General features: G+C 65.9%; 15 protein-coding genes. 9 read left to right on the top strand and 6 right to left on the bottom strand.

Annotation, left to right across the window (positions count from 1 at the left end; all coding sequences use genetic code 11):
* Window positions 1–32 precede the first annotated feature (32 nt).
* Entirely contained in the window at window positions 33–1,079 is a 1,047-nt protein-coding gene (locus E3T29_RS09020) for a substrate-binding domain-containing protein (protein WP_134345136.1), read from the bottom strand.
* A 198-nt stretch (window positions 1,080–1,277) separates the two neighbouring features.
* Between E3T29_RS09020 and E3T29_RS09025 the strand changes: the two genes are divergently transcribed.
* Genes E3T29_RS09025 through E3T29_RS09055 form a run of 7 tightly spaced genes read left to right on the top strand, consistent with a single transcriptional unit; the run spans window position 1,278 to window position 9,616 of the window.
* On the top strand, window positions 1,278–2,798 hold the full coding sequence (locus tag E3T29_RS09025) for a sugar ABC transporter ATP-binding protein (RefSeq protein WP_134345137.1): 1,521 nt from the start codon (window positions 1,278–1,280) through the stop codon (window positions 2,796–2,798).
* On the top strand, window positions 2,795–3,829 hold the full coding sequence (locus tag E3T29_RS09030) for an ABC transporter permease (protein ID WP_134345138.1): 1,035 nt from the start codon (window positions 2,795–2,797) through the stop codon (window positions 3,827–3,829). The genes E3T29_RS09025 and E3T29_RS09030 overlap by 4 nt, the downstream gene beginning before the upstream one ends.
* A gap of 2 nt (window positions 3,830–3,831) precedes the next feature.
* On the top strand, window positions 3,832–5,697 hold the full coding sequence (locus E3T29_RS09035; RefSeq protein WP_134345139.1) for an FAD-dependent monooxygenase: 1,866 nt from the start codon (window positions 3,832–3,834) through the stop codon (window positions 5,695–5,697).
* A 7-nt stretch (window positions 5,698–5,704) separates the two neighbouring features.
* Window positions 5,705–6,577, top strand: coding sequence for an SCO3242 family prenyltransferase (locus E3T29_RS09040; protein WP_198417739.1), 873 nt, complete (start codon window positions 5,705–5,707; stop codon window positions 6,575–6,577).
* A gap of 43 nt (window positions 6,578–6,620) precedes the next feature.
* Window positions 6,621–7,328: an EboA domain-containing protein gene (locus E3T29_RS09045; RefSeq protein WP_134345140.1), complete on the top strand. Its 708-nt coding sequence runs from the start codon at window positions 6,621–6,623 to the stop codon at window positions 7,326–7,328.
* 9 nt (window positions 7,329–7,337) lie between these two features.
* Window positions 7,338–8,207 carry a TatD family hydrolase gene (locus E3T29_RS09050; RefSeq protein WP_134345141.1) on the top strand — a complete coding sequence of 290 codons (870 nt, stop codon included), beginning with the start codon at window positions 7,338–7,340 and terminating at the stop codon, window positions 8,205–8,207.
* Window positions 8,204–9,616 carry an alkaline phosphatase family protein gene (locus E3T29_RS09055; protein ID WP_134345142.1) on the top strand — a complete coding sequence of 471 codons (1,413 nt, stop codon included), beginning with the start codon at window positions 8,204–8,206 and terminating at the stop codon, window positions 9,614–9,616. The genes E3T29_RS09050 and E3T29_RS09055 overlap by 4 nt, the downstream gene beginning before the upstream one ends.
* A 154-nt stretch (window positions 9,617–9,770) precedes the next feature.
* Here the strand turns inward: E3T29_RS09055 and E3T29_RS09060 are convergent, their stop codons facing one another.
* Together E3T29_RS09060 and E3T29_RS09065 are read right to left on the bottom strand one after the other, a co-directional pair.
* Window positions 9,771–10,745: a sugar phosphate isomerase/epimerase gene (locus tag E3T29_RS09060; RefSeq protein WP_134345143.1), complete on the bottom strand. Its 975-nt coding sequence runs from the start codon at window positions 10,743–10,745 to the stop codon at window positions 9,771–9,773.
* A gap of 34 nt (window positions 10,746–10,779) precedes the next feature.
* A complete protein-coding gene (locus tag E3T29_RS09065; protein WP_134345144.1) occupies window positions 10,780–12,942 on the bottom strand; it encodes a PQQ-dependent sugar dehydrogenase in 2,163 nt (720 codons plus the stop codon).
* Window positions 12,943–13,191: 249 nt separating this feature from the next.
* Between E3T29_RS09065 and E3T29_RS09070 the strand changes: the two genes are divergently transcribed.
* Both E3T29_RS09070 and E3T29_RS09075 read left to right on the top strand, forming a co-directional pair.
* A complete protein-coding gene (locus E3T29_RS09070) occupies window positions 13,192–14,184 on the top strand; it encodes an IS1595 family transposase (RefSeq protein WP_134345145.1) in 993 nt (330 codons plus the stop codon).
* A gap of 141 nt (window positions 14,185–14,325) precedes the next feature.
* Window positions 14,326–15,522 carry an ROK family transcriptional regulator gene (locus E3T29_RS09075; protein ID WP_174776412.1) on the top strand — a complete coding sequence of 399 codons (1,197 nt, stop codon included), beginning with the start codon at window positions 14,326–14,328 and terminating at the stop codon, window positions 15,520–15,522.
* A gap of 241 nt (window positions 15,523–15,763) precedes the next feature.
* Here the strand turns inward: E3T29_RS09075 and xylA are convergent, their stop codons facing one another.
* The 3 genes from xylA to E3T29_RS09090 form a co-directional block, all read right to left on the bottom strand.
* Window positions 15,764–16,963 (bottom strand): xylose isomerase, encoded by a 1,200-nt coding sequence (gene xylA, locus E3T29_RS09080; RefSeq protein WP_134345146.1) that lies wholly within the window; start codon window positions 16,961–16,963, stop codon window positions 15,764–15,766.
* 509 nt (window positions 16,964–17,472) lie between these two features.
* Complete coding sequence (locus E3T29_RS09085; RefSeq protein WP_134345147.1) at window positions 17,473–18,318, bottom strand: NAD(P)-dependent oxidoreductase; 846 nt, start codon at window positions 18,316–18,318, stop codon at window positions 17,473–17,475.
* Between the two features lie 36 nt (window positions 18,319–18,354).
* Window positions 18,355–19,359 carry an aldo/keto reductase family protein gene (locus E3T29_RS09090; RefSeq protein WP_092340357.1) on the bottom strand — a complete coding sequence of 335 codons (1,005 nt, stop codon included), beginning with the start codon at window positions 19,357–19,359 and terminating at the stop codon, window positions 18,355–18,357.
* Window positions 19,360–19,496: the final 137 nt, after the last annotated feature.

Consider the following 19,496-nt stretch of genomic DNA (forward strand, 5'->3'; position numbering starts at 1 on the left):
CGCTTGCTCCCCGTGCGACGCGCCTGTAGTGCTTAGGACTCGAAGGCGGTCGGCAGGTACTGCTCCACGTTCTCACTGGTCACGACGGGGGCGTTGAGCACGATCCGGTTCGGAATCTCGACCTCGACGAGGTCGCTCATTGCCTTCTCCTGCACGAGCAGGCGGGCCAGACGGATACCGTCGGCCGCCTGGGTGGACGGATACACCACGGTGGCCTTCATCACGCTGTCGCCGGCCTGGATCAGGCGCATGGCGTTGGCAGAACCGGCACCGCCGACCATGATGAACTCGTCGCGTCCGGCGGCGTCGATGGCAGCGAGCACGCCGATTCCCTGGTCATCGTCGTGGTTCCAGAGCGCGTCGATCTGCGGGGCGGCGGCGAGCAACTGCGAGGTCGTGGCCTCGCCGCCCGCCACGGTGAAGTCAGCGGAGACGCGGTTGGTGACCGACAGACCGCAGTCGGAGAGCGCCTTGGCGAAGCCGGCGCTGCGCTCCTGGGTGAGGGGGAGCGAATCGATACCGGCAATCTCGGCGACCACGGCGTCGGGATTGTCGCTGAGTTCCTCGCAGATGTAGGTGCCGGCGCTGACGCCCATGCCGTAGTTGTCACCGAGGATGGTGGCGCGGGCGGCGAAGGTGCTCGAGAACTCGCGGTCCACGTTGATCACTGGGATGCCGGCCTCCATGGCGCGGATGGCCACCTGGGTCAACGCGGCGCCGTCGGTGGGCAGCAGCACGATGGCGTCGACTTTATCGTTGATGAAGCTTTCGACTTGGCTGATCTGCAGGTTGGCGTCGTTGGTGCCCTCAGCGATCCTCAGGTCGACGTCGGGGTACTTGGCGGCCTCGGCGATAGCGGCGTTGTTGATGGCACCAAGCCAGCCGTGGTCGGCCGCGGGGCCAGAGTAACCGATGGTGATGGTGTCGCCCTGGGCTTCGTTGCCCTCGACGCTCGCGTTTGTGGGCTGGGTATTCGTCGTTGCACCGCCCGCAGTGCAACCGGTGATGAGGCCGACGACGGCCAGCGAGGTGCCGGCGGCCAAAAGAATTTTGCGACGGACGGTGCGTGGTGCAAGCATGATTTTCCCTCTGACTCGGTAATTGCTGCGGGTATGGAAGTGGCGCTGCGAATTCTGTCAGCGACGGGTGCGGGCAATTGTCGATCAGTTGAGCTGTCGTCGGCGCTGACGAGTTGAACGATAGCAGATGATGACGGTTTGCGTGCAACTTATTGCTGTTCATCGACGTAAGTACCCACGTTGTGTTAGGTTTTTCGCATGATCACTGTCGACCATTCCGCACCATTGCTCGAAGTTCGCGGGCTCAGAAAGAGTTTCGCCGGGGTGAAGGCGCTCCAGGGCGTCGATCTTGTTGTGCGACCCGGCGAGGTGCACTGCGTACTCGGCCAAAACGGCGCGGGAAAATCCACCCTCATCAAGACGCTGTCCGGTGCGTACCAGCCCGACTCCGGTGAGATCTTTTGGCAGGGCAACCCGGTCACCATTGGTGGCCCGGTCGCCGCGCTCGAACTCGGTATCGCCACCATGTATCAGGAACTCGACGTGGTCGACGGCCTGACTATCGCGGAGAACGTATTTCTCGGGCACGAACAATCCACGGGCGGTTTGCTTCACGTTGCCTCAGCCAATGCCCGAACCGAGCAGATCCTCGCCCGTCTCGGCCACAGCGAAATCTCGCCGCGCACGGAGGTGGGCCTGCTCTCGGCCGCGAACAAGCAGATCGTGAGCATGGCCCGGGCCTTGAGCCGGGACACCCGGCTGATCATCATGGACGAACCCAGCGCGGTACTTGATTCTCAGGAAGTGGAGAATTTGTTTCGCGTTGTCGCCGAGCTCACCGCGCAGGGCATCGCCGTGGTTTACATCTCCCACCGACTCGCTGAAATTCGCCGCATTGGCGACCGCATCACCGTGATCAAAGACGGTAAGACCACGGCGTCGGGCCTGATCGTGGCCGACACACCGACGCCCGACCTCATCCGCCTGATGACAGGCCGCGACGTGGCCAACGTTTTTCCCGCTGCCACGCCGATCGCGGCGGATGCGCCGGTGGTGCTGGCCTGCAACCGGCTCAGCGTGCGCGGCGTGTTCAGCAATGTTTCCCTCGAGGTGCGGGCTGGCGAGGTCGTGGGGCTCGCCGGCCTCGTGGGATCTGGTCGCTCCGAAATTCTCGAGGCCATCTACGGCGCTCGCCGCAGCACGGGCGGCACCGTGACCGTGAACGGCACCGTACTGCGCGCCGGCTCGGTCGAGGCCGCCGTGCGTGCCGGCATCGGGCTGTCTCCCGAGGAGCGAAAGAGCCAGGGACTCATCCTCGACGAACCGATCTTCAAAAATGTCACGTTGTCGTCATTCGGTCGGTTCGCCCGCGGCGGGTTTCTGAACGAGCGCCGCGAGCGCCAGGCCGCGCGAGAGCAGATCGAGGCCCTTGAGCTGCGACCGGCAGATCCCGACCGGGTGACTCGAACACTGTCTGGTGGAAACCAACAGAAGATTCTGCTCGCCCGCTGGCTCGTGCACGGAACCGCTGTGCTGTTGCTCGACGAACCCACCCGCGGTGTCGATGTGGGCGCGCGCGCCGAGATCTACGGTCTCATTCGACGTCTCGCCGAGGCCGGAACCGCCATCATCGTGGTCTCGAGCGAGATCGACGAGGTACTCGGCCTGGCCGACCGCGTGCTGGTCGTCAGCGACGGCGAGGTTCTCACCACTACCAATGCCAACGAAATCGACGAGCCCGGTGTGCTCGATCTGGTCATGAGAGGAAGTGCCGCATGAGCGAGCAAATCACCCAGGCGGCCCCGCCGACCCCCGTTACGCCGGACACACCACCCGGCATCGTCAAGCGGATGCTGGGCGGATCGGTCGGCCGCAACCTCGGGCTGGTCATCGCCTTCGGGTTGCTGATCCTGGTGGGAATCCTCACCGCGGGCGACCGATTCGCCAGCTTCGACAACTTCGTCACGATCATCCGCTTCGCCTCGATCGTCGGCGTGGTCTGCGTCGGAATGACCTTCGTGATCACGGCCGGGGGCATCGACCTGTCGGTGGGGTCGGTGGTGGGCCTGTCGAGCGTGGTGGCGAGCCTCACCGCGGTGCAGCTCGCCTCCGCACAGTCGTCCTGGCTGCTGATCGTCGTGGTCGCGCTTTTCGTCGGTACCCTGGCCGGCTTCGTGAACGGCGTGGTGATTGCGTACGGAGGCGTCGTGGCGTTCATGGCCACGCTCGCCATGCTCGTCGGCGCGCGCGGCCTCGCCGAACTCATCTCGAACCGGTCGACCCAGATCGTGAACAACCAGGGCTTCCTGGACTTCTTTCGCGCCGACCTGCTCGGCGTGCCGATTCTGATCTGGATCTTCCTGGTCGTGGCGGTGGCCGGCTGGGTGCTGCTCAACCGCACCACCTTCGGCCGACGTACAGTGGCCGTCGGCGGCAATGCCGAGGCGAGCCGCCTCGCCGGCATCAAGGTGAAGCGCCACATGGTGTACGTCTACATGCTCTCGGGCCTCACCGCCGGCATCGCCGGGGTGATGTTCCTCGGCCGCACCACGGTCGGTACCTCGACGCACGGCACGCTCCTTGAGCTCGACGTGATCGCGGCCGTCGTGGTGGGCGGCACCCTGCTCATCGGCGGCCGCGGCACCATTGTGGGATCCGTGCTCGGGATACTCATCTTCAGCACGCTCACGAACGTCTTCACTCAGAACAATCTCTCGACCTCGGTGCAGAACGTGGCGAAGGGCGTCATCATCGTGGGCGCCGTGCTGTTGCAACAGCGATTCGCCTCCCGCGGCAGCCGCAGCAAGTGACCGTGCCGGGCAGCAGGGCGCCGGTCGTCTTCGATGACGGGATTCGCGAGACCGCTCTACCGCACGGCGCCCTGGTCGAGACGGAGGTGCTGATCGTCGGGTCGGGCCCCGCCGGCGCCGCCGCGGCTCTGTTCCTCTCCACCCTCGGCGTCGCCAACATGATGATCACCAAGTACCGGTGGACGGCCAACACCCCGCGCGCCCACATCACCAACCAGCGCACGATGGAGATCTTCCGGGACATCGGTATCGAAGACGCGGTGCGTGCCGAGTCGACGCCGAACGAACTGATGGGTGACACCGTGTTCTGCACGTCGATCGCCGGCGAAGAACTCGGGCGAATTCTCACCTTCGGTACGCACCCGGCCCGCCACGCCGACTACGAACTGGCCTCCCCGGCCAGCACCTGCGACATTCCGCAGACCTACCTCGAGCCAATTCTGGTGAAGAACGCCACGATGCGGGGAACACAGACCAGGTTCTCGACCGAGTACCTCTCCCACGTGCAGGACGCGCACGGCGTGACCGTGCGCGTCCTGGATCGGCTTACGGGAACCGAGTTCAGCATCCGTGCGAGATATTTAATCGGCGCCGACGGAGCACGCTCCCAGGTCGCCGCCGACATCGACCTGCCGATGGAAGGGGAAATGGATATCGCCGGATCGATGAACATCACCTTCACCGCCGACATCACGCCCTTCGTCGGGCATCGACCCTCGGTGCTCTACTGGGTGGTGCAGCCCGGGTCCAACATCGGCGGTATCGGAACGGGCCTCGTTCGCATGATCCGGCCGTGGAACCAGTGGCTCGTCGTGTGGGGCTACGACATCACGCAACCGGCTCCGGTGATCGATGAGGCCGCAGCCACGCAGATCGTGCGCAACCTGCTCGGCCTGCCCGACCTCGAGGTAGAGATCACCGGAACGTCGCTGTGGGGAAACAACGCCCAGTACGCCACCCGGCTGCAGTGCGGGCGAGTGTTCTGCGTGGGAGACGCGGTGCACAAGCATCCGCCGAGCAATGGGCTGGGATCGAACACCTCCATTCAGGATTCCTACAACCTGGCCTGGAAGCTCGCCGCCGTGCTCGCCGGCACGGCGGGCTCCGACCTGCTGGAAACCTACTCCACGGAGCGTGCCCCGGTCGCCAGCCAGATCGTCCTGCGCGCGAACAAGTCGGCCCGCGAGTTCGGCCAGCTGTTCGACGCCCTCGGTGTGACCACCGCGCGCACCGAATCGGAGATGATCGAAATGATCGAGGAACGCAAGGCAAACACCCCGGCGGGCGCAGCCAAACGGCAGGCCATTCAGGCCGCGATGGAGGTCAAGGACTACGAGTTCAACGCCCACGGCGTTGAGGTCGGGCAGTTCTACGAATCTACGGCCATCGTCGGCGATGGTTCACGGCGCCCGGAACCCGAGCGCGATCCCGAACTGTACTACCAAGCCTCGACCGTGCCAGGCTCGCGCCTGCCGCACGCCTGGGTGGGCGACAGCGTGCACAAGATCTCGACCCACGATCTCGCTCCCTTCTCGCAGTTCACGCTGATCACCGGCATCACTGGCTCAGCCTGGGCGGATGCCGCGGCGCGGGTGGGCGCGCGGCTCGGTGTCAAGCTTGAAACCGTGATCATCGGTCCCGGCCAGCCCGTCACAGACCTGTACTTCGACTGGGCCAGGTTGCGCGAGGTGGCCGAAGACGGCGCGGTGCTCGTGCGCCCCGACAAGCACATCGGCTGGCGGTCGGATCAGCTCGCCGAGAACCCGGAAGAGGCCGTGTTCGCAGCGATGACGGCGATGCTCAGCCGCGCCGACAGCCGCGCCGACAGCCGTGCCGACAGCCGCGTCTTCGCCGGTCAGTCGGCCTGAGTCGCGCATGATGAACCCGAATGCTTTTGCCCGCCTCGTGCGGCTCCCCGCCGCGCTCACCGCGCCCGGCGACACCCTGGCCGGCGCCGCAGCCACTGGGCGCTCCCTCGGCCCGCACACCGTTCTGCTCCCGCTCTGCTCAACCCTCATCTACTGGGCGGGCATGGCCCTGAACGACTACGCCGACCGGGCTCTGGACGCGGTCGAGCGCCCGGAACGACCAATTCCGGCCGGCGACGTGACGCCCGCCGAGGCCCTTACCGTGGCCATCGTGCTCACCACGGCCGGCATCGGCATCGCCGCACTGAGTGGCGGACGGCGTGCCCTTGCGGTCGCGCTCCCGCTCGCCGCGAGCGTCTGGGCCTACGATCTGGTGTTCAAATCCACCCCGTTCGGTCCGGTCTCGATGGCGGCCACCCGGTTGCTCGACGTGTTGCTCGGCGCCGAATCGGTGCGATCAGCGCTGCCGACGGCGCTCACGGTCTTCACCCACACCCTCGGCACCACCACCCTCAGCCGGGACGAGGTGCACGGATCCACGAGCACACTCGTCGGCACCCTGGCCGTCGCGGGTACCGTCTGTGCTTCCGTCGTCGCCGCTGCCGGTCCCGCCATCCGGCCGACCAACGGATGGCTACCCAGGGCCGTCGGGGCCGCCCTAGCCACCGTCTACCTCGGCTCCGTCGCGCCAGCCCAACTGCGCGCGCGCAACACGCGCGCCGCTGGCGACGTGCGCCGCGCGGTCGGTGCCTCGGTCATCGGCACGATCGGACTGCAGGCAGCGCTGATCGCGCGGTCCGGCTTCGTTGGAACCGGGCTGGCCGTTGCCGCCCTGCTGCCGCTCGGTCTGCGCCTCAGCCGGAAGGTATCCGCCACATGATTGTCACCTGTGTCACCACGAGCAAAACCTCGGGAGCGTTCCAGTGAGCGCCACCGCCCTGCACGACCACTTGAACGACGCCGGTTCGATCTGGCTTGAAGTCGCCCGGGGCGACGTTGAGCGTCATTCGGCAGCGATCACCCGGTACTTCCCGGCTGTGTCCCGGCGCTGTGGGCGTACCCCGCTCCGGGACGACGATCCGCGGGGCCTGCGCTACGGCACCATCGACGACGCGGCTCGCGGAGTGCTGCTGGGCGCACTCGCCGGCCCGGCCCGCGTTGATCTACTGGACGACCTGTATCGTCACGGCGATTCCGGGGAGAAACGCGGGGTGCTGCGCGGGCTGCACCTGCTCGATGATCCCGACGCTTCTGGCGGCACTGGCATCGGTTCAGAGCTCCTGACCCTCGTCGAAGACGCCCTCCGCACCAATGACGTGCGCCTGGTCGCGGCTGCCCTGCAACCGTATGGCGCGCACTACCTCGGCCTCGAGGCGTACCGCCAGGCCGTGGTCAAGTGCGTCTTCATGGGTGTACCCCTGCACGTCATCGCGAATCTCGCCGAGCGGCAAGACGCCGAACTCGCCCGCATGCTCGTTGACCTCGCCCACGAACGCAGCGCAGCGGGGCGCGATATTCCCGCCGATATTCCCGCCGTGGTCGCTGCGTTTCCCGAGTATCTTCACCGCGCGGACCTCCCGGCCGCCCTGCTCTTCGCACTGCAACCAGCCATTCCCCTATATAAGGAGTAAGAACTCGACATGCGCATCATGGACCCGCACATTCACATGAGTTCCCGCACCACCACCGACTACGAGGCCATGTACGCGGCCGGGGTGCGCGCGGTGGTGGAGCCGGCCTTCTGGCTCGGCCAGCCGCGCACGAGCGTGGACTCGTTCATCGACTACTTCGACGCCCTCGTCGGCTGGGAACCCTTCAGGGCCAGCCAATTCGGCATCCGCCACTTCTGCACGATCGGGCTCAACCCGAAGGAGGCCGGCGACCAGCGCCTGGCCGCCGTGCTGGATATTCTGCCGCGTTACCTCGAGAAGGACGGCGTCGTGGCGGTGGGCGAGCTCGGGTACGACTCGATGACCCCACAGGAAGACCGCGCCTTCGCCGCCCAGCTCGCGCTCGCCGTGGCCCACGAACTCCCCGCGCTCGTGCACACCCCGCACCGCGACAAGGTCGCCGGCACCCGCCGCACCCTCGACGTGGTGCGGGAGAGCGGCATTGCGCCCGGCATGGTCGTCGTCGACCACCTCAACGAGGTCACCGTGCACGAGGTCGTCGATTCCGGCTGCTGGATGGGCTTCAGCATCTACCCCGATACCAAGATGGACCCCACCCGCATGGTCGCCGTGCTGAAAGACGTCGGCCTCGACCGCGTGCTCGTCAACTCGGCCGCCGACTGGGGGCGCAGCGACCCCCTCACCACGCTGCGAACCGGTGAGGCCATGCTGGCCGCCGGTTTCGACGACGACGCGGTCGACCGCATCCTCTGGCGCAACCCGGTCGAGTTCTACGGCCAGAGTGGCCGCCTCGATCTCGATGAACCCAGCGACACAACGGATACCGCGGTGCCGGCCGAATTCGCCGGCAACTCCATTATGCGGGGTGCCCGCGCATGACCGACCCCGTGCCCGGCGCACCGAACGGGCCCACGCCGCTGCTCGTGATCGACGTCGCCGGGCTGACCCCGCGCCTGCTCGCCGTGATGCCGCAGCTGCGGGCCGTTGCGGCCCGCGGATTCTCCGCCGAACTCGGCACCGTGCTGCCCGCCGTCACCTGCTCGGCACAGTCCACCTTCCTCACCGGACTCAGGCCCGCCGAACACGGCATCGTCGGCAACGGCTGGTACCTGCGCGACATCGGCGAGGTCAACCTCTGGCGCCAGCACAACCGGCTGGTCGGCGGCGAGAAGGTCTGGGAGACCGCCCGCCGCACCAATCCCGGCTACCGGGTGGCGAACGTGTGCTGGTGGTACGCCATGGGCGCCACGACCGACGTCACGATCACCCCGCGCCCCGTCTATCACGCCGACGGACGCAAATCACCGGATGCCTACATCCGCCCGCCCGAGCTGCACGACGAACTGGTCAAGAAGCTCGGTGCCTTTCCGCTGTTCACCTACTGGGGCCCGACCGCGGGGATGGCCTCCTCGCGCTGGATCGTGGGCGCGGCCCGGCACGTGCTGCCCGACCACGACCTCACGCTCGTGTACGTGCCGCACCTCGACTACGACCTGCAGCGCTTCGGCCCCGACGACCCGCGCTCTTTCGACGCTGCGCGCGAGCTCGATGCGGTGCTCGCGCCGCTGCTCGATGATGCGCATCGGCGGGGCGTGACCGTCGTGGTGCTGAGCGAATACGGCATCACCAACGTGGACCAGCCCGTCGACGTGAACCGGATGCTGCGCCGCGAAGGCCTGCTCGAGGTGCACACGAACGCGAGCGGCGAACTGCTCGACCCGTGGACCTCCCGCGCCTTCGCGGTCGCCGACCACCAGCTCGCGCACGTCTACGTGCAGGACCCCGCCGACCTGCCCCGCGTGCGCGCGCTGCTCGAGGCGCTGCCCGGGGTGGCCGAGGTTCTGGACGCCGAAGGCCAGGCCGGCTACGGCCTCGACCATGAACGCAGCGGCGAACTCGTGGTCGTTGCCGAGAAGAACGCCTGGTTCACCTATTACTACTGGCTCGACGATGCGAAGGCGCCTGACTTCGCGCGCGGCGTGGAGATTCACAAGAAGCCCGGCTACGACCCAGCCGAGCTGTTCTTCGACCCTGACGACCGTTTCGTGAAGCTGCGGGCGGCCCGCAACCTCGCGAAGAAGAAGTTGGGACTGCGCTACGCGATGGACGTCGTGCCGCTCGATCCCTCCTGCGTGCGAGGCTCTCACGGCCGGCTGCCGGAGACTGCCGCCGACGGCCCGGTGCTGCTCTGCTCCGACCCGGCGGCCGCACGCTCCAGCCTCGCCGCCACCGAGGTGCGCGACCTGCTGCTCGCCCTCGCCGGCCTCGCGCAGCCCGCCCCCGTCTAGCCCGCCCGCCCCGACCCCCTCGTGGCACTCGTTTCAGAACGTGGCACTCGTTCAAACGAGTGCCCGGCAGGCAAACACGTGCCACGAGCGTTCCGAGGGCGCACAGCAACGGCGCCCCCTCGAGAAGGCGCCGTCGTCGTGCTGCCAGCGAGCTCTAGAAGCGCACGTTCCGCAGGTAGTTGTAACCGACCTCTGCGGTCTGCAGCGCGGTCACGTCTGGCTGGTCATTCTCGACCGCGTACAGCTTCACCGGGTGGGCGTCGAAGATGCGTGGGAAGTCGATCGTGCCGGTGCCGAGGTCGGCGAATCCACCGGCCGCATCGCGGTCCTTCACGTGGTACTCGAGCACCTGCTGCGGGGCATCCTTGATCACGTCGATCGCGAATTGCACCGGGTCGGCAGCGCCGACACCGACACCGCCGGTCACGGCCCAGTACAGGTCCACCTCGAGGTGAACGAGCTTCGGGTCGAGGCGGGTCGTGAAGATGTCCCACGGGGTGAGCCCGCCACCGAGGTCGGTCGTGAACTCGTGCGCGTGGTTGTGGTACCCGTACTTGATCCCCGCCCCCTGGGCAACGGATGCCTCGGCGTTCATCTGGTCAGCCCACTGGCGCCAGTCATCGGCCACGCTCGAGGCCAGATAGGGAACATTCATGTACGTCTGCCCGAGCGTCACCGCGCCGGCGATCTTGGCCTGCAGCGCAGCGGGCGAGCCGCTGATGCCGTCGTGGCTCGAGCTCGGCGTGATACCGAGTTCGTCGAGGAAGGCGCGCATCGCCTCCGGCGTACGGCCGTAGAGACCGGCGAGTTCGACCTTGGTATAGCCGTAGTCCGCGAGCGCTTCGAACGTGGTGTCGACGCCGTCGCCACTCATGATCGATCGCAGCGTGTACAGCTGGATGCTGATCAGCCCCGGCGGAACCTTGCGGCCCTTGCCCGGCTTGCCTTCGGGGCCCGGCTTGCCGGGCATTCCGCCCGGTGCTGCTGTGGCCGAGCTTGCGCCGGCCACGGCGAGACCGGCTCCGGCTCCCGCCGCGAGTGCGCCGCGCAGAAAGTTGCGGCGGTTGAGATTCTTCTTGCCTTCGAGCGACTTGTTCAGTTCGCTCGCGCCGTCAAATCCGAAACACATGTGAGTACCTTTCGTTAGGTGTGCGAGGCAGAAATTAGTTGGAGCGCAGTGCTACCTCGGCGGAGCCGGTGAGGGGCCCGGAGGAGTCGCCGCCGGCATCCGTGTATGAGGCGTTGAAGACCCCAGAGAGGTCGTCGGTCTCCGGGTTGTGGCCGGAGGGAACCGTGGTGGTGATGGTTCCCGTGCAACCGCCAGAGGTTGTGATCGGGTGGCCGTGCGAATCGTGGCCCAGGATGTAGGTCACGGTCACGAGCGAGCAGTCGACCGGCTGGTCGTCGGTCACGAGAACCTCGTAGGTCACCGTGTCGCCGAACTGGAAGTCCTGGCCGACCACGGGGGTGATGAAGGTCACGACCGGGGCCTGGTTGCCCACCTCAATCTCGACCTCTGCGGAGGCGTAGCGCCCGCGGTCCTTGCCGCCGGCATCCGTCACCTGCAGGGAAGCAGTGAAGGCGCCATCCGTCTCGTAGGTAAAGGTGGGGTTCAGCTCGCGAGAGTCGACGACCCCGTCGGACTCGAAGTCCCAGGCGTAGCTGAGCGTGTCACCCTCTGGATCGGTGGTTCCTTCGCTCGAGAACTCGACGGTGAGGGGCGAGGCGCCAGCGGTCGGCGTGCCGGAGGCCATCGGGAGGGGCGAGCGGTTGCCCTTGTCTCCGACGAAGTCGATTCGGGAGAGCTGCGCGTCGGGGTTCTGCGCGAAGTACCCGTCGCCGTATTCGAGAACGTAGAGCGCGCCGTTCGGGCCAAACTCCATGTCGATCGGGTTGTCGACGATGATCGAATCCACGACGGCCTCGATCTTCTCCAGCTCGCCGTCGGTGAGGGTCATGCCCTTGATGTAGTCGCGAGTCCACTCGTACATCATCGACATGCCGTCGTAGTACTCGGGCCAGGCAACGGATGCCTTACCCTTTGACGCCGTCTTGTCGAAGACATACGCGGGGCCGGCCATCGGGCCGATGCCGCCGGTCTCAAGCTCCGGGAATTCCTCGGACAACCCGTAGCCGTACCAGACGTGGGGCTGCACAACGGGAGGCAACTCGCGCAGGCCCGTGTTGCGGGGCGAATCGTTCACGGGAGCGGCGCAGTCAAACGTTTCACCGGAGATGCCGGTGGCGAAGTCGAAGTCCACGTAGGGCAGATCGGCGGTGGCGCAGTACGGCCAGCCGTAGTTTGCCGCTTCGGTGATACTCGTCCACTTGCCGGTGCCGGCCGGGCCGCGCAGGGGATCGGCGGTCCGGGAATCAGGGGAGTAGTCGCCCACATACAGCTCCCCAGTCTTCTGGTTGAGCTCGATGCGGAACGGGTTGCGCATGCCCATCACGTAGATTTCCGGGCGGGTGAGCTCGGTGCCGGGGGCGAACAGGTTGCCTTCGGGGATCGTATAGCCGCCGTCTGCTGTGGGTGTGATGCGCAGGATCTTGCCGCGCAGGTCGTTGGTGTTGGCTGCGCTGCGCTGCGCGTCGAAGGCCGGGTTGCGTTCGATGCGCTCGTCGATCGGTACGAAACCGTCGGAGGAGAACGGGTTCGAGTCGTCGCCGGTGGAGAGGTAGAGGTTGCCGACAGTGTCGAAGACGATGTCGCCGCCGACGTGGCAGCAGATGCCACGATCCACGTCGACGTCGAGGATCTTCTGCTCGCTTGCAAGGTCGAAGACGGCGCCGTCGAACTGGAAGCGCGAGAGGGTGATGGAGCCCTTGAACGGTGCGAAGTCAGCCACTGTGCCGCTGAGCGGGGCATCGCCCTCGTTCACGCCGGCGGTTGCCGGGTCGTCGAGCGGTGTGTCCAGCGGTGCGGAGTAGTACAGGTAGATCCAGTTGTTGCCCGGTGTGCCGAACTTTGGGTCGAGCGCGATGCTCTGCAGGCCCTCCTCGTCGTGCTGATAGACGTCGATCGTCGCGGCGAGCGTGTTGAGCCCCGATTGTGCGTCGTTGAGCCAGATGTCGCCGGCCCGGGTGGTGTGCAGCACGTCGTTGTTGGGCAGTACGGCCAGGTCGAGCGGCTCGCCAGGGGTGGCGTCGAGGGTGACCTTCTGAAAGCTCGAATCGGCGGGGGCCGTCGGGCTGGGTTCGCCGGGCTTGCCCGGGGGTGCTGTGTCGCCGGGGGCCGCTGCTGCGGGCGTCGCGGTGAGGGCGGCGACCACGAGGGTGGCCATCGCCGCCCCCGCGGTCAGTCGAAGTCTGTGCTTCGTTCGCATATCTGGTTCTCCTCGTTGAGATCACGGCGCGACTCTTAGGTGAGCGGTGCCGGTGTCGCCACGGTAAGTGCACACTTCGGTGTCTGAATAACCGGAAGACCCAGTACCTATTTGCCGCTTGGTGCCGTGAGAAAGTTTTGTGGCCGGCTTGGGATACCGCACCGGGGGTTCACACGACGGCACCGAACTACAAACCCCCTTATTTTTGACCGCACGGGGTTTCGCGTTCGGTGCCCTAGTCTGGGGGGTATGCCAACGCCGGCACGACCCGCCTACCCCAACTCCTACGCCGACCTGCGCCTGTGGTTTGACGAAGAGTGGAAGTGCCTCGACTATCTCGACTGGTTGCGGTGGCCGAACGGATTTCACTGCCCAAACTGTGCACACGAGCACGGCTGGCGCGAGGCGCACCAGCGGTGGCGGTGCGCGGGCTGCGGCAAACGCGTTTCTGCAACAGCCGGAACCATTTTTCACGGCACCCGCACCGCGCTCGCCGTGTGGTTCAGTGCGGCCTGGTTACTCGTGAACAGCAAGGTCGGGCTGTCAGCAACCCAGTTGCATCGGGAGACCGAGCTCGGCTCGTTGCAGACCGCCTGGGCGATGTTGCACCGCTACCGATCGGTCATGGTGCAACCGGGCCGGGATCGCCTGCGCGGCAACGTGGAGGTCGACGTGTCCTACCTCGGCGGCTCGGTTCCCGGTCGGGGTTCTCTGGGCCGGGTGCTGTTCGCCGTCGCTGTCGAAGTGGATGCCGACGGTCTCGGTCGTACCCGCGTTGCGGTGATCCCGAGCGCCGGGACAGCGCAGCTGGCCGCCTTCATGCTCGACTCCGTCGAGCCCGGCAGCCGAGTCGTGACCCACGACTGGTCCGCGTATCCGGCGGGAATCCGAGACCGGTACGCTCACGTCGCACGGCCACTGTCCGCGCCAGGTTCCCCAACCCGCCAGGTGCTGCCCGCCGTGCGCCGGGTGGTCTTTCAGGCTAACCATTGGCTGATGGGGCCGAGGCAGGGAGCGGTCAGCGCGGAACACCTGCCCGCCTACGTCGATGAGTGGGTGTTTCGGTTCAATCATCGGCACTCCGAGAGTCGTGGGCAGCTTTTTCACACACTGCTGGGGTACGCCGTGGCCGGGCAGCCCGTCACCTATCAATCGCTGCTGAAGACCGGGCGCACCCGGCCCGCGGCCGGCGTGCCGAACCAAGCAGCCCAATCAGGTTCCCTGGCGCTTCCGTGGCGCTGACCGGCGCTACCCCGGCGCTGAACGGTGCTGAACGGCATTGAACGGTGCCGTCGTGGTGCTGGGGTTCCCTTTGAGGCCGCAGCAGCGGCATCCGCTCGAAAAGTATCGAGGTTCGAATGATTCGTATGGTTGAATTGCCTGATGATCGACATAAGTCACGTCAATGCCCTCGGTTCGGCCGGCGCCAGCGATCTTTTTCAAGTGTTGCGGGACGGGCAACCACGCACCCGTACGGAACTGGCCGACCTCTCCGGACTGGCCCGCTCCACCGTAGCCCTGCGGGTTGACGCGCTCACGCGCCTCGGCCTCGTCGGTCCGGCCGGTAACGCCACCTCCACCGGAGGCCGGCCCTCGTCGCAGTTCGCCCTGCAATCGGGCAATAAGTTCGTGCTGGCCGTGGACATCGGTGCGAGCCATATTCGGATCGCCCTGAGCGATCTGGGCGGAAAAACCCTCGTGCAGGACTCCACCTTTTTGGAAATATCGGAGGGGCCAGAGGTCGTGTTGAACTGGGTCATCGAGGCCGGGGCGCGGTTGTTCAGCGACAGCAAGCGGTCAACGGCCGATCTGCTCGCGATCGGCGTTGGCCTGCCCGGGCCGGTGGAACACACCAGCGGTCGGCCGATCAACCCGCCGATCATGCCGGGCTGGGACCGCTTCGACGTACCCGGCTGGCTTCAGCAGCATTTTCATGTTCCCGTGCTCGTTGACAACGACGTCAACCTGATGGCGCTCGGCGAACGGGAATTCGCCTGGTCAGAAACTGACCACCTCATCTTCATGAAGATAGCCACCGGCATTGGTGCCGGCGTCATATCCGGTGGCTACCTGCAGCGCGGCGCGCAGGGTATCGCCGGTGACCTGGGGCACGTGCAGATCGCCCGCGGTGCGGGGGTGCCGTGCCGCTGCGGCAACGAGGGATGTCTCGAGGCCGTGGCCTCCGGGGCGGCACTCACCCGCCTGCTGGGCGCTCAGGGCCTTCCGGTGACCACTAGCCAGCACGTTGTCGACCTGGTGAAACAGGGCAATCTCGAGGCGATCCGAGCCGTACGCCAAGCCGGACGGGACATGGGCGAGGTGCTCACCATGTGCGTCAACCTGATCAATCCATCCGTCATCGTTCTCGGCGGATCAATGGCTCAGGCCGGGGAGCACCTGATTGCGGGCGTGCGGGAAGTCGTCTACTCGCGCTCCAACCCCCTCGCCACCCAGCACCTGCAGATCACCCAGTCCAGCGCGGGGGCGAACGCCGCCATTCTGGGCGCGAGCATGCTCGCCATCCACCATGCACTCTCGCCCGAGCGCATTGAGGCCATGGTCGCGGGGCTCGCCGGCTGACGCCCGTCCTGACCTGTCCAGTGGCGAGGTCAGGAGGCATAACTCCTGCAATCTGAGCGGCCGCCAACCGACTTGCGCGAAATGACGCGGGTGTCTAGGTGGTCCGTCGACGATTTGAAGGAGTTATGCCCCGGTACACGGTGGCTAGTTCAGAAAAGACCCGGGCCCCGATTTTTCGATGGTGAGCGGGGCGGTCGCATTCGGTTCTTTGGAATTTGCCACGTAGGTGCGAATGGTGGAGCTAGCGAGCGCCGAGCAGGTGTTCGAGGGCGAGCTGCTGCAGGTGCACGAAGCCAAAGCCCTTGCCGCCGAAGTAGGCGTCGGTGTCGAAGTCCTCGTAGGAGCCGCGGTCGGCCAGCAGGTCGTCGTAGCTTTCGCCCGGGGCGAGGGTGTTGTTCGACAGCTCAGGTACCTTCGACGCGGCGAGGGCCGTTTGCACTTCGGGGTCGGCGCGGAAGGCGGCGGCCCGCTGCTTGAGCAGCAGGTAGGTGCGCATGTTGGCCGCAGCGCTGGTCCACACTCCGGCGACGTCTTCGGTGCGGCTCGGCTTGTAATCGAAGTGGCGCGGCCCGGTGTAGGTCTGGCCACCGTTCGGGCCGCCGTTTTCGAGCAGGTCGACCAGCGCGAACGCGTTCTGCAGGTCGCCGTGGCCGAAGACCAGGTCCTGGTCATACTTGATGCCGCGCTGACCGTTGAGGTCGATGTGGAACAGCTTGCCCTGGTACAGCGCCTGCGCGATGCCGGCGGCGAAGTTGAGCCCGGCCATCTGCTCGTGCCCGACCTCGGGGTTCACGCCGACCATGTCGGGCCGCTCGAGCGTTTCGATGAACGCCATTGCGTGGCCGACGGTCGGCAGCAGAATATCGCCGCGGGGTTCGTTGGGCTTGGGCTCAATGGCAAAGCGGATGTCGTAGCCCTTGTCGGTGACATAGTCCCCGAGTAGGTTCACGGCCTCGCGGTAACGCTCGAGCGCCGAACGGATGTCCTTGGCCGCGTCATACTCGGCGCCCTCGCGGCCGCCCCACATGACGAATGTCTTCGCGCCCAGCTCAGCAGCGAGGTCGATGTTGCGCAGCACCTTGCGGAGCGCGAACCGGCGTACGGCGCGGTCGTTCGAGGTGAATCCGCCGTCCTTGAAAACCGGGGCGCTGAATAGGTTTGTGGTGACCATCGGCACGATGAGCCCGGTGTCGGAGAGCGCCTGCTTGAGGCGGTCGATCTGCTGCTGGCGGGCGGCATCCGTTGAACCGAAGTCGAACAGATCGTCGTCGTGAAAGGTGAGGCCGTAGGCGCCGAGCTCGGCCAGATTGGTCACGGCATCGACGACGTCGAGCTTGGGGCGAGTAGGACCTCCAAACGGGTCGCTGCCGTTGTAGCCGACGGTCCAGAGCCCGAAGGAGAACTTGTCGTCACGGGTGGGGGTCAGGTCGCTCGGTGTCATGTCAGGACGTCCAATTCAGCTGCATCGATGATTTGTTGATTACTCAAACATATACCGAGAGTGGGTGCAGTCGTCAATAGCCGGACTAACGAATCCGCCGCATCCGGGTAGCTCCAGAATTCGAGTGCCATCAAGCCCAGGTGAACCTACGGGTCCGGTAAGTTGTCCCAAACATCACATCTCGTGAAGCGGCCGGCATGAAGCAGGCGAATGAACGCAATTGGGCTCGGAACTACCGCTACGGGGCTCCGATCGTGCATCCGCCATCGATCGAAACGATGCGCACGCTCTTCGCCCGGATCGCGCCGCTGCTGCCGGCCCGCGAAGCGGCGCTGGCCCCCTTCGCGGTGCGGCCGCATTGGGGCAAACTCTCAGACGGATGCCAAGACGCTTGCGACCAGCTTCCCCAGGCTCGGCGATTTTCGAGCCCTTGTTGATCGGCTCGATCCGGCGGGCAAGTTTCGGAACGCGTTTGTCGAGCGCCCACGTTGACTACCGATAGTGGCGCATTACACGTGGTCGCGCCAGCTGTGCTCGGGGGCGAAGCCGAGCATCCGCTTGGCCTTGTCGATCGATAACAGGGTCTCGTGTTCTCCGACCGCCTTGACGACTCTGACGCTCGGAAAGACCTCGGCGGCCAGGCTCGCGCTCGACCGGCTCATCACCGTGTCGGCGGCCGCGATGATGAACGTCTCGAAACCCGGCTGGGCTCGTTCGAGCGCCCGCAGCACGGCTTGGGCGCCGTCGCGACCGTCGATGTAGCCCCACAGATTCCACTTGCGCAGGGTGGCGTCGTCGTTGAATGCGGGGAAGGCCGCGTAGTCGTCCTCGTCCATCACGTTGGAGAAGCGCAGCGCCGTGATACTCAACAGCGGATCCCAGCGCACGAGCTGGATAGCCATTTGCTCCTCGAGGTGTTTCACGAGTGAATACGTGCTCTCCGGCCGGGCCGGGTACTCCTCGTCGACGGGAATGTAGGGCGGGTCGACATCGAATGGCAGACCGAGGGTCGTCTCACTCGAGGCATAGACGATCGTCTTGATTCCGGCCCGGCGGGCGGCCTGAAAGACGTTAAAGGTCGCGAGCATGTTGTTGTGGAAGGTGGCCACATCGGGCAGAAGGCCAGGAGCCGGGATGGCCCCCAGATGCACGACGGCGTCGAATCCGTCCGTGCGGTCGTCGATGCCGAACATCACGTCGATGACCTGGCCATAATCAGTAAGGTCGATCGTAGTAAATCCCGAACCGCGAGAACCCGTGCGGTCGAGGTTGGTGACGACGTGGCCCTCGTTCGTCAGGCGCGCAACAACGCTGCGCCCGAGCTTGCCACTGCCGCCGGTGACGGCGATTCTCATGAATACTCCTTGATTCTAAAAGCGGATGCCGCTGGCTTACGCTTCGCGCTGCTCCGGCGAGGTGGTCTTGCGCGGGTCGAACTCGGCCAGGTCGCGCACGGCGGTGTCGATTCTCGTGAGCACGTCCGCGTCGAGGTGCACACCGGCGGCCTTCGCGTTGTCGGCGACCTGCTCGGGCCGGGACGCCCCCATGATTGCGGATGCGACGTTCTTATGGGCCAGCACCCAGGCGAGCGCGAGCTGCGCCATGGTGAGGCCGAGCTCGTCAGCGATCGGGCGCAATTTCTGCACACCGGTGAGCACCGGCTCGCTCATCCAACGCTTGATCATGTTGGCGCCGCCCTGAGCATCCGTTGCCCGGCTGCCGTTCAGTGGTGCCTGACCAGGCAGGTACTTGCCGGTGAGCACGCCCTGAGCCACGGGGGACCAGACGATCTGAGAGACGCCGAGCTCCTCGGCGGCCGGAACCACTTCGGATTCAATCACGCGCCACAACATCGAGTACTGCGGCTGGTTGGAGATGAGCTGAATGCCGAGGTCGGTGGCGAGGGCGTGGCCGGCGCGTAGCTGCGTCGCGTTCCACTCGCTTACCCCGATATAGAGGGCCTTGCCCTGGCGCACGACGTCGGCGAAGGCCTGCATCGTCTCCTCGAGCGGGGTCTCCACGTCGTACCGGTGGGCCTGATAGAGGTCGACGTAATCCGTTTGCAGTCGGCTGAGCGAGCCGTCGATCGACTCGAGGATGTGCTTGCGGGAGAGGCCGGTGTCGTTGTGTCCCTTGGGGCCGGTCGGGCCGAAGACCTTGGTGAAGATTTCGAGGGACTGTCGGCGTTCGCCGCGTAGGGCGTCGCCCAATACCTGTTCGGCGACGGTGTTGGCGTAGACGTCTGCGGTGTCGAACGAGCTGATTCCGGCGTCGAGGGCCGCGCGCACGCAGGCCGTCGCGGTGTCGTTCTCGATCTGAGACCCGTGGGTGAGCCAGTTGCCGTAGGTTATTTCTGAAACTTTCAATCCGCTGTTGCCGAGGTATCGAAACTCCATGACGTCCCTGTCTGGCGCCGCAAGTCTGTCAGCACCCTTGATGATTTGTTGACATTGGCAACGTATCACCCGTCGAGCTCATCCGGCGCAGTAACCTGACTTTTGACCGAAAAAAGCGAGCCGGAAGCCGAGAGCAG

The sequence above is a fragment of the Cryobacterium sp. TMT1-66-1 genome (genome assembly GCF_004403435.1).
Taxonomy (GTDB): Bacteria; Actinomycetota; Actinomycetes; order Actinomycetales; family Microbacteriaceae; genus Cryobacterium; species Cryobacterium flavum.

Excerpts from the sequence above, each read along its gene's own strand:
- E3T29_RS09020 (WP_134345136.1), bottom strand. The coding sequence starts at position 1,079 with ATGCTTGCACCACGCACCGTCCGTCGCAAAATTCTTTTGGCCGCCGGC.
- E3T29_RS09025 (WP_134345137.1), top strand. The coding sequence starts at position 1,278 with ATGATCACTGTCGACCATTCCGCACCATTGCTCGAAGTTCGCGGGCTC.
- E3T29_RS09030 (WP_134345138.1), top strand. The coding sequence starts at position 2,795 with ATGAGCGAGCAAATCACCCAGGCGGCCCCGCCGACCCCCGTTACGCCG.
- E3T29_RS09040 (WP_198417739.1), top strand. The coding sequence starts at position 5,705 with ATGATGAACCCGAATGCTTTTGCCCGCCTCGTGCGGCTCCCCGCCGCG.
- E3T29_RS09050 (WP_134345141.1), top strand. The coding sequence starts at position 7,338 with ATGCGCATCATGGACCCGCACATTCACATGAGTTCCCGCACCACCACC.
- E3T29_RS09055 (WP_134345142.1), top strand. The coding sequence starts at position 8,204 with ATGACCGACCCCGTGCCCGGCGCACCGAACGGGCCCACGCCGCTGCTC.
- E3T29_RS09060 (WP_134345143.1), bottom strand. The coding sequence starts at position 10,745 with ATGTGTTTCGGATTTGACGGCGCGAGCGAACTGAACAAGTCGCTCGAA.
- E3T29_RS09065 (WP_134345144.1), bottom strand. The coding sequence starts at position 12,942 with ATGCGAACGAAGCACAGACTTCGACTGACCGCGGGGGCGGCGATGGCC.
- E3T29_RS09070 (WP_134345145.1), top strand. The coding sequence starts at position 13,192 with ATGCCAACGCCGGCACGACCCGCCTACCCCAACTCCTACGCCGACCTG.
- E3T29_RS09075 (WP_174776412.1), top strand. The coding sequence starts at position 14,326 with ATGATCGACATAAGTCACGTCAATGCCCTCGGTTCGGCCGGCGCCAGC.
- xylA (WP_134345146.1), bottom strand. The coding sequence starts at position 16,963 with ATGACACCGAGCGACCTGACCCCCACCCGTGACGACAAGTTCTCCTTC.
- E3T29_RS09085 (WP_134345147.1), bottom strand. The coding sequence starts at position 18,318 with ATGAGAATCGCCGTCACCGGCGGCAGTGGCAAGCTCGGGCGCAGCGTT.
- E3T29_RS09090 (WP_092340357.1), bottom strand. The coding sequence starts at position 19,359 with ATGGAGTTTCGATACCTCGGCAACAGCGGATTGAAAGTTTCAGAAATA.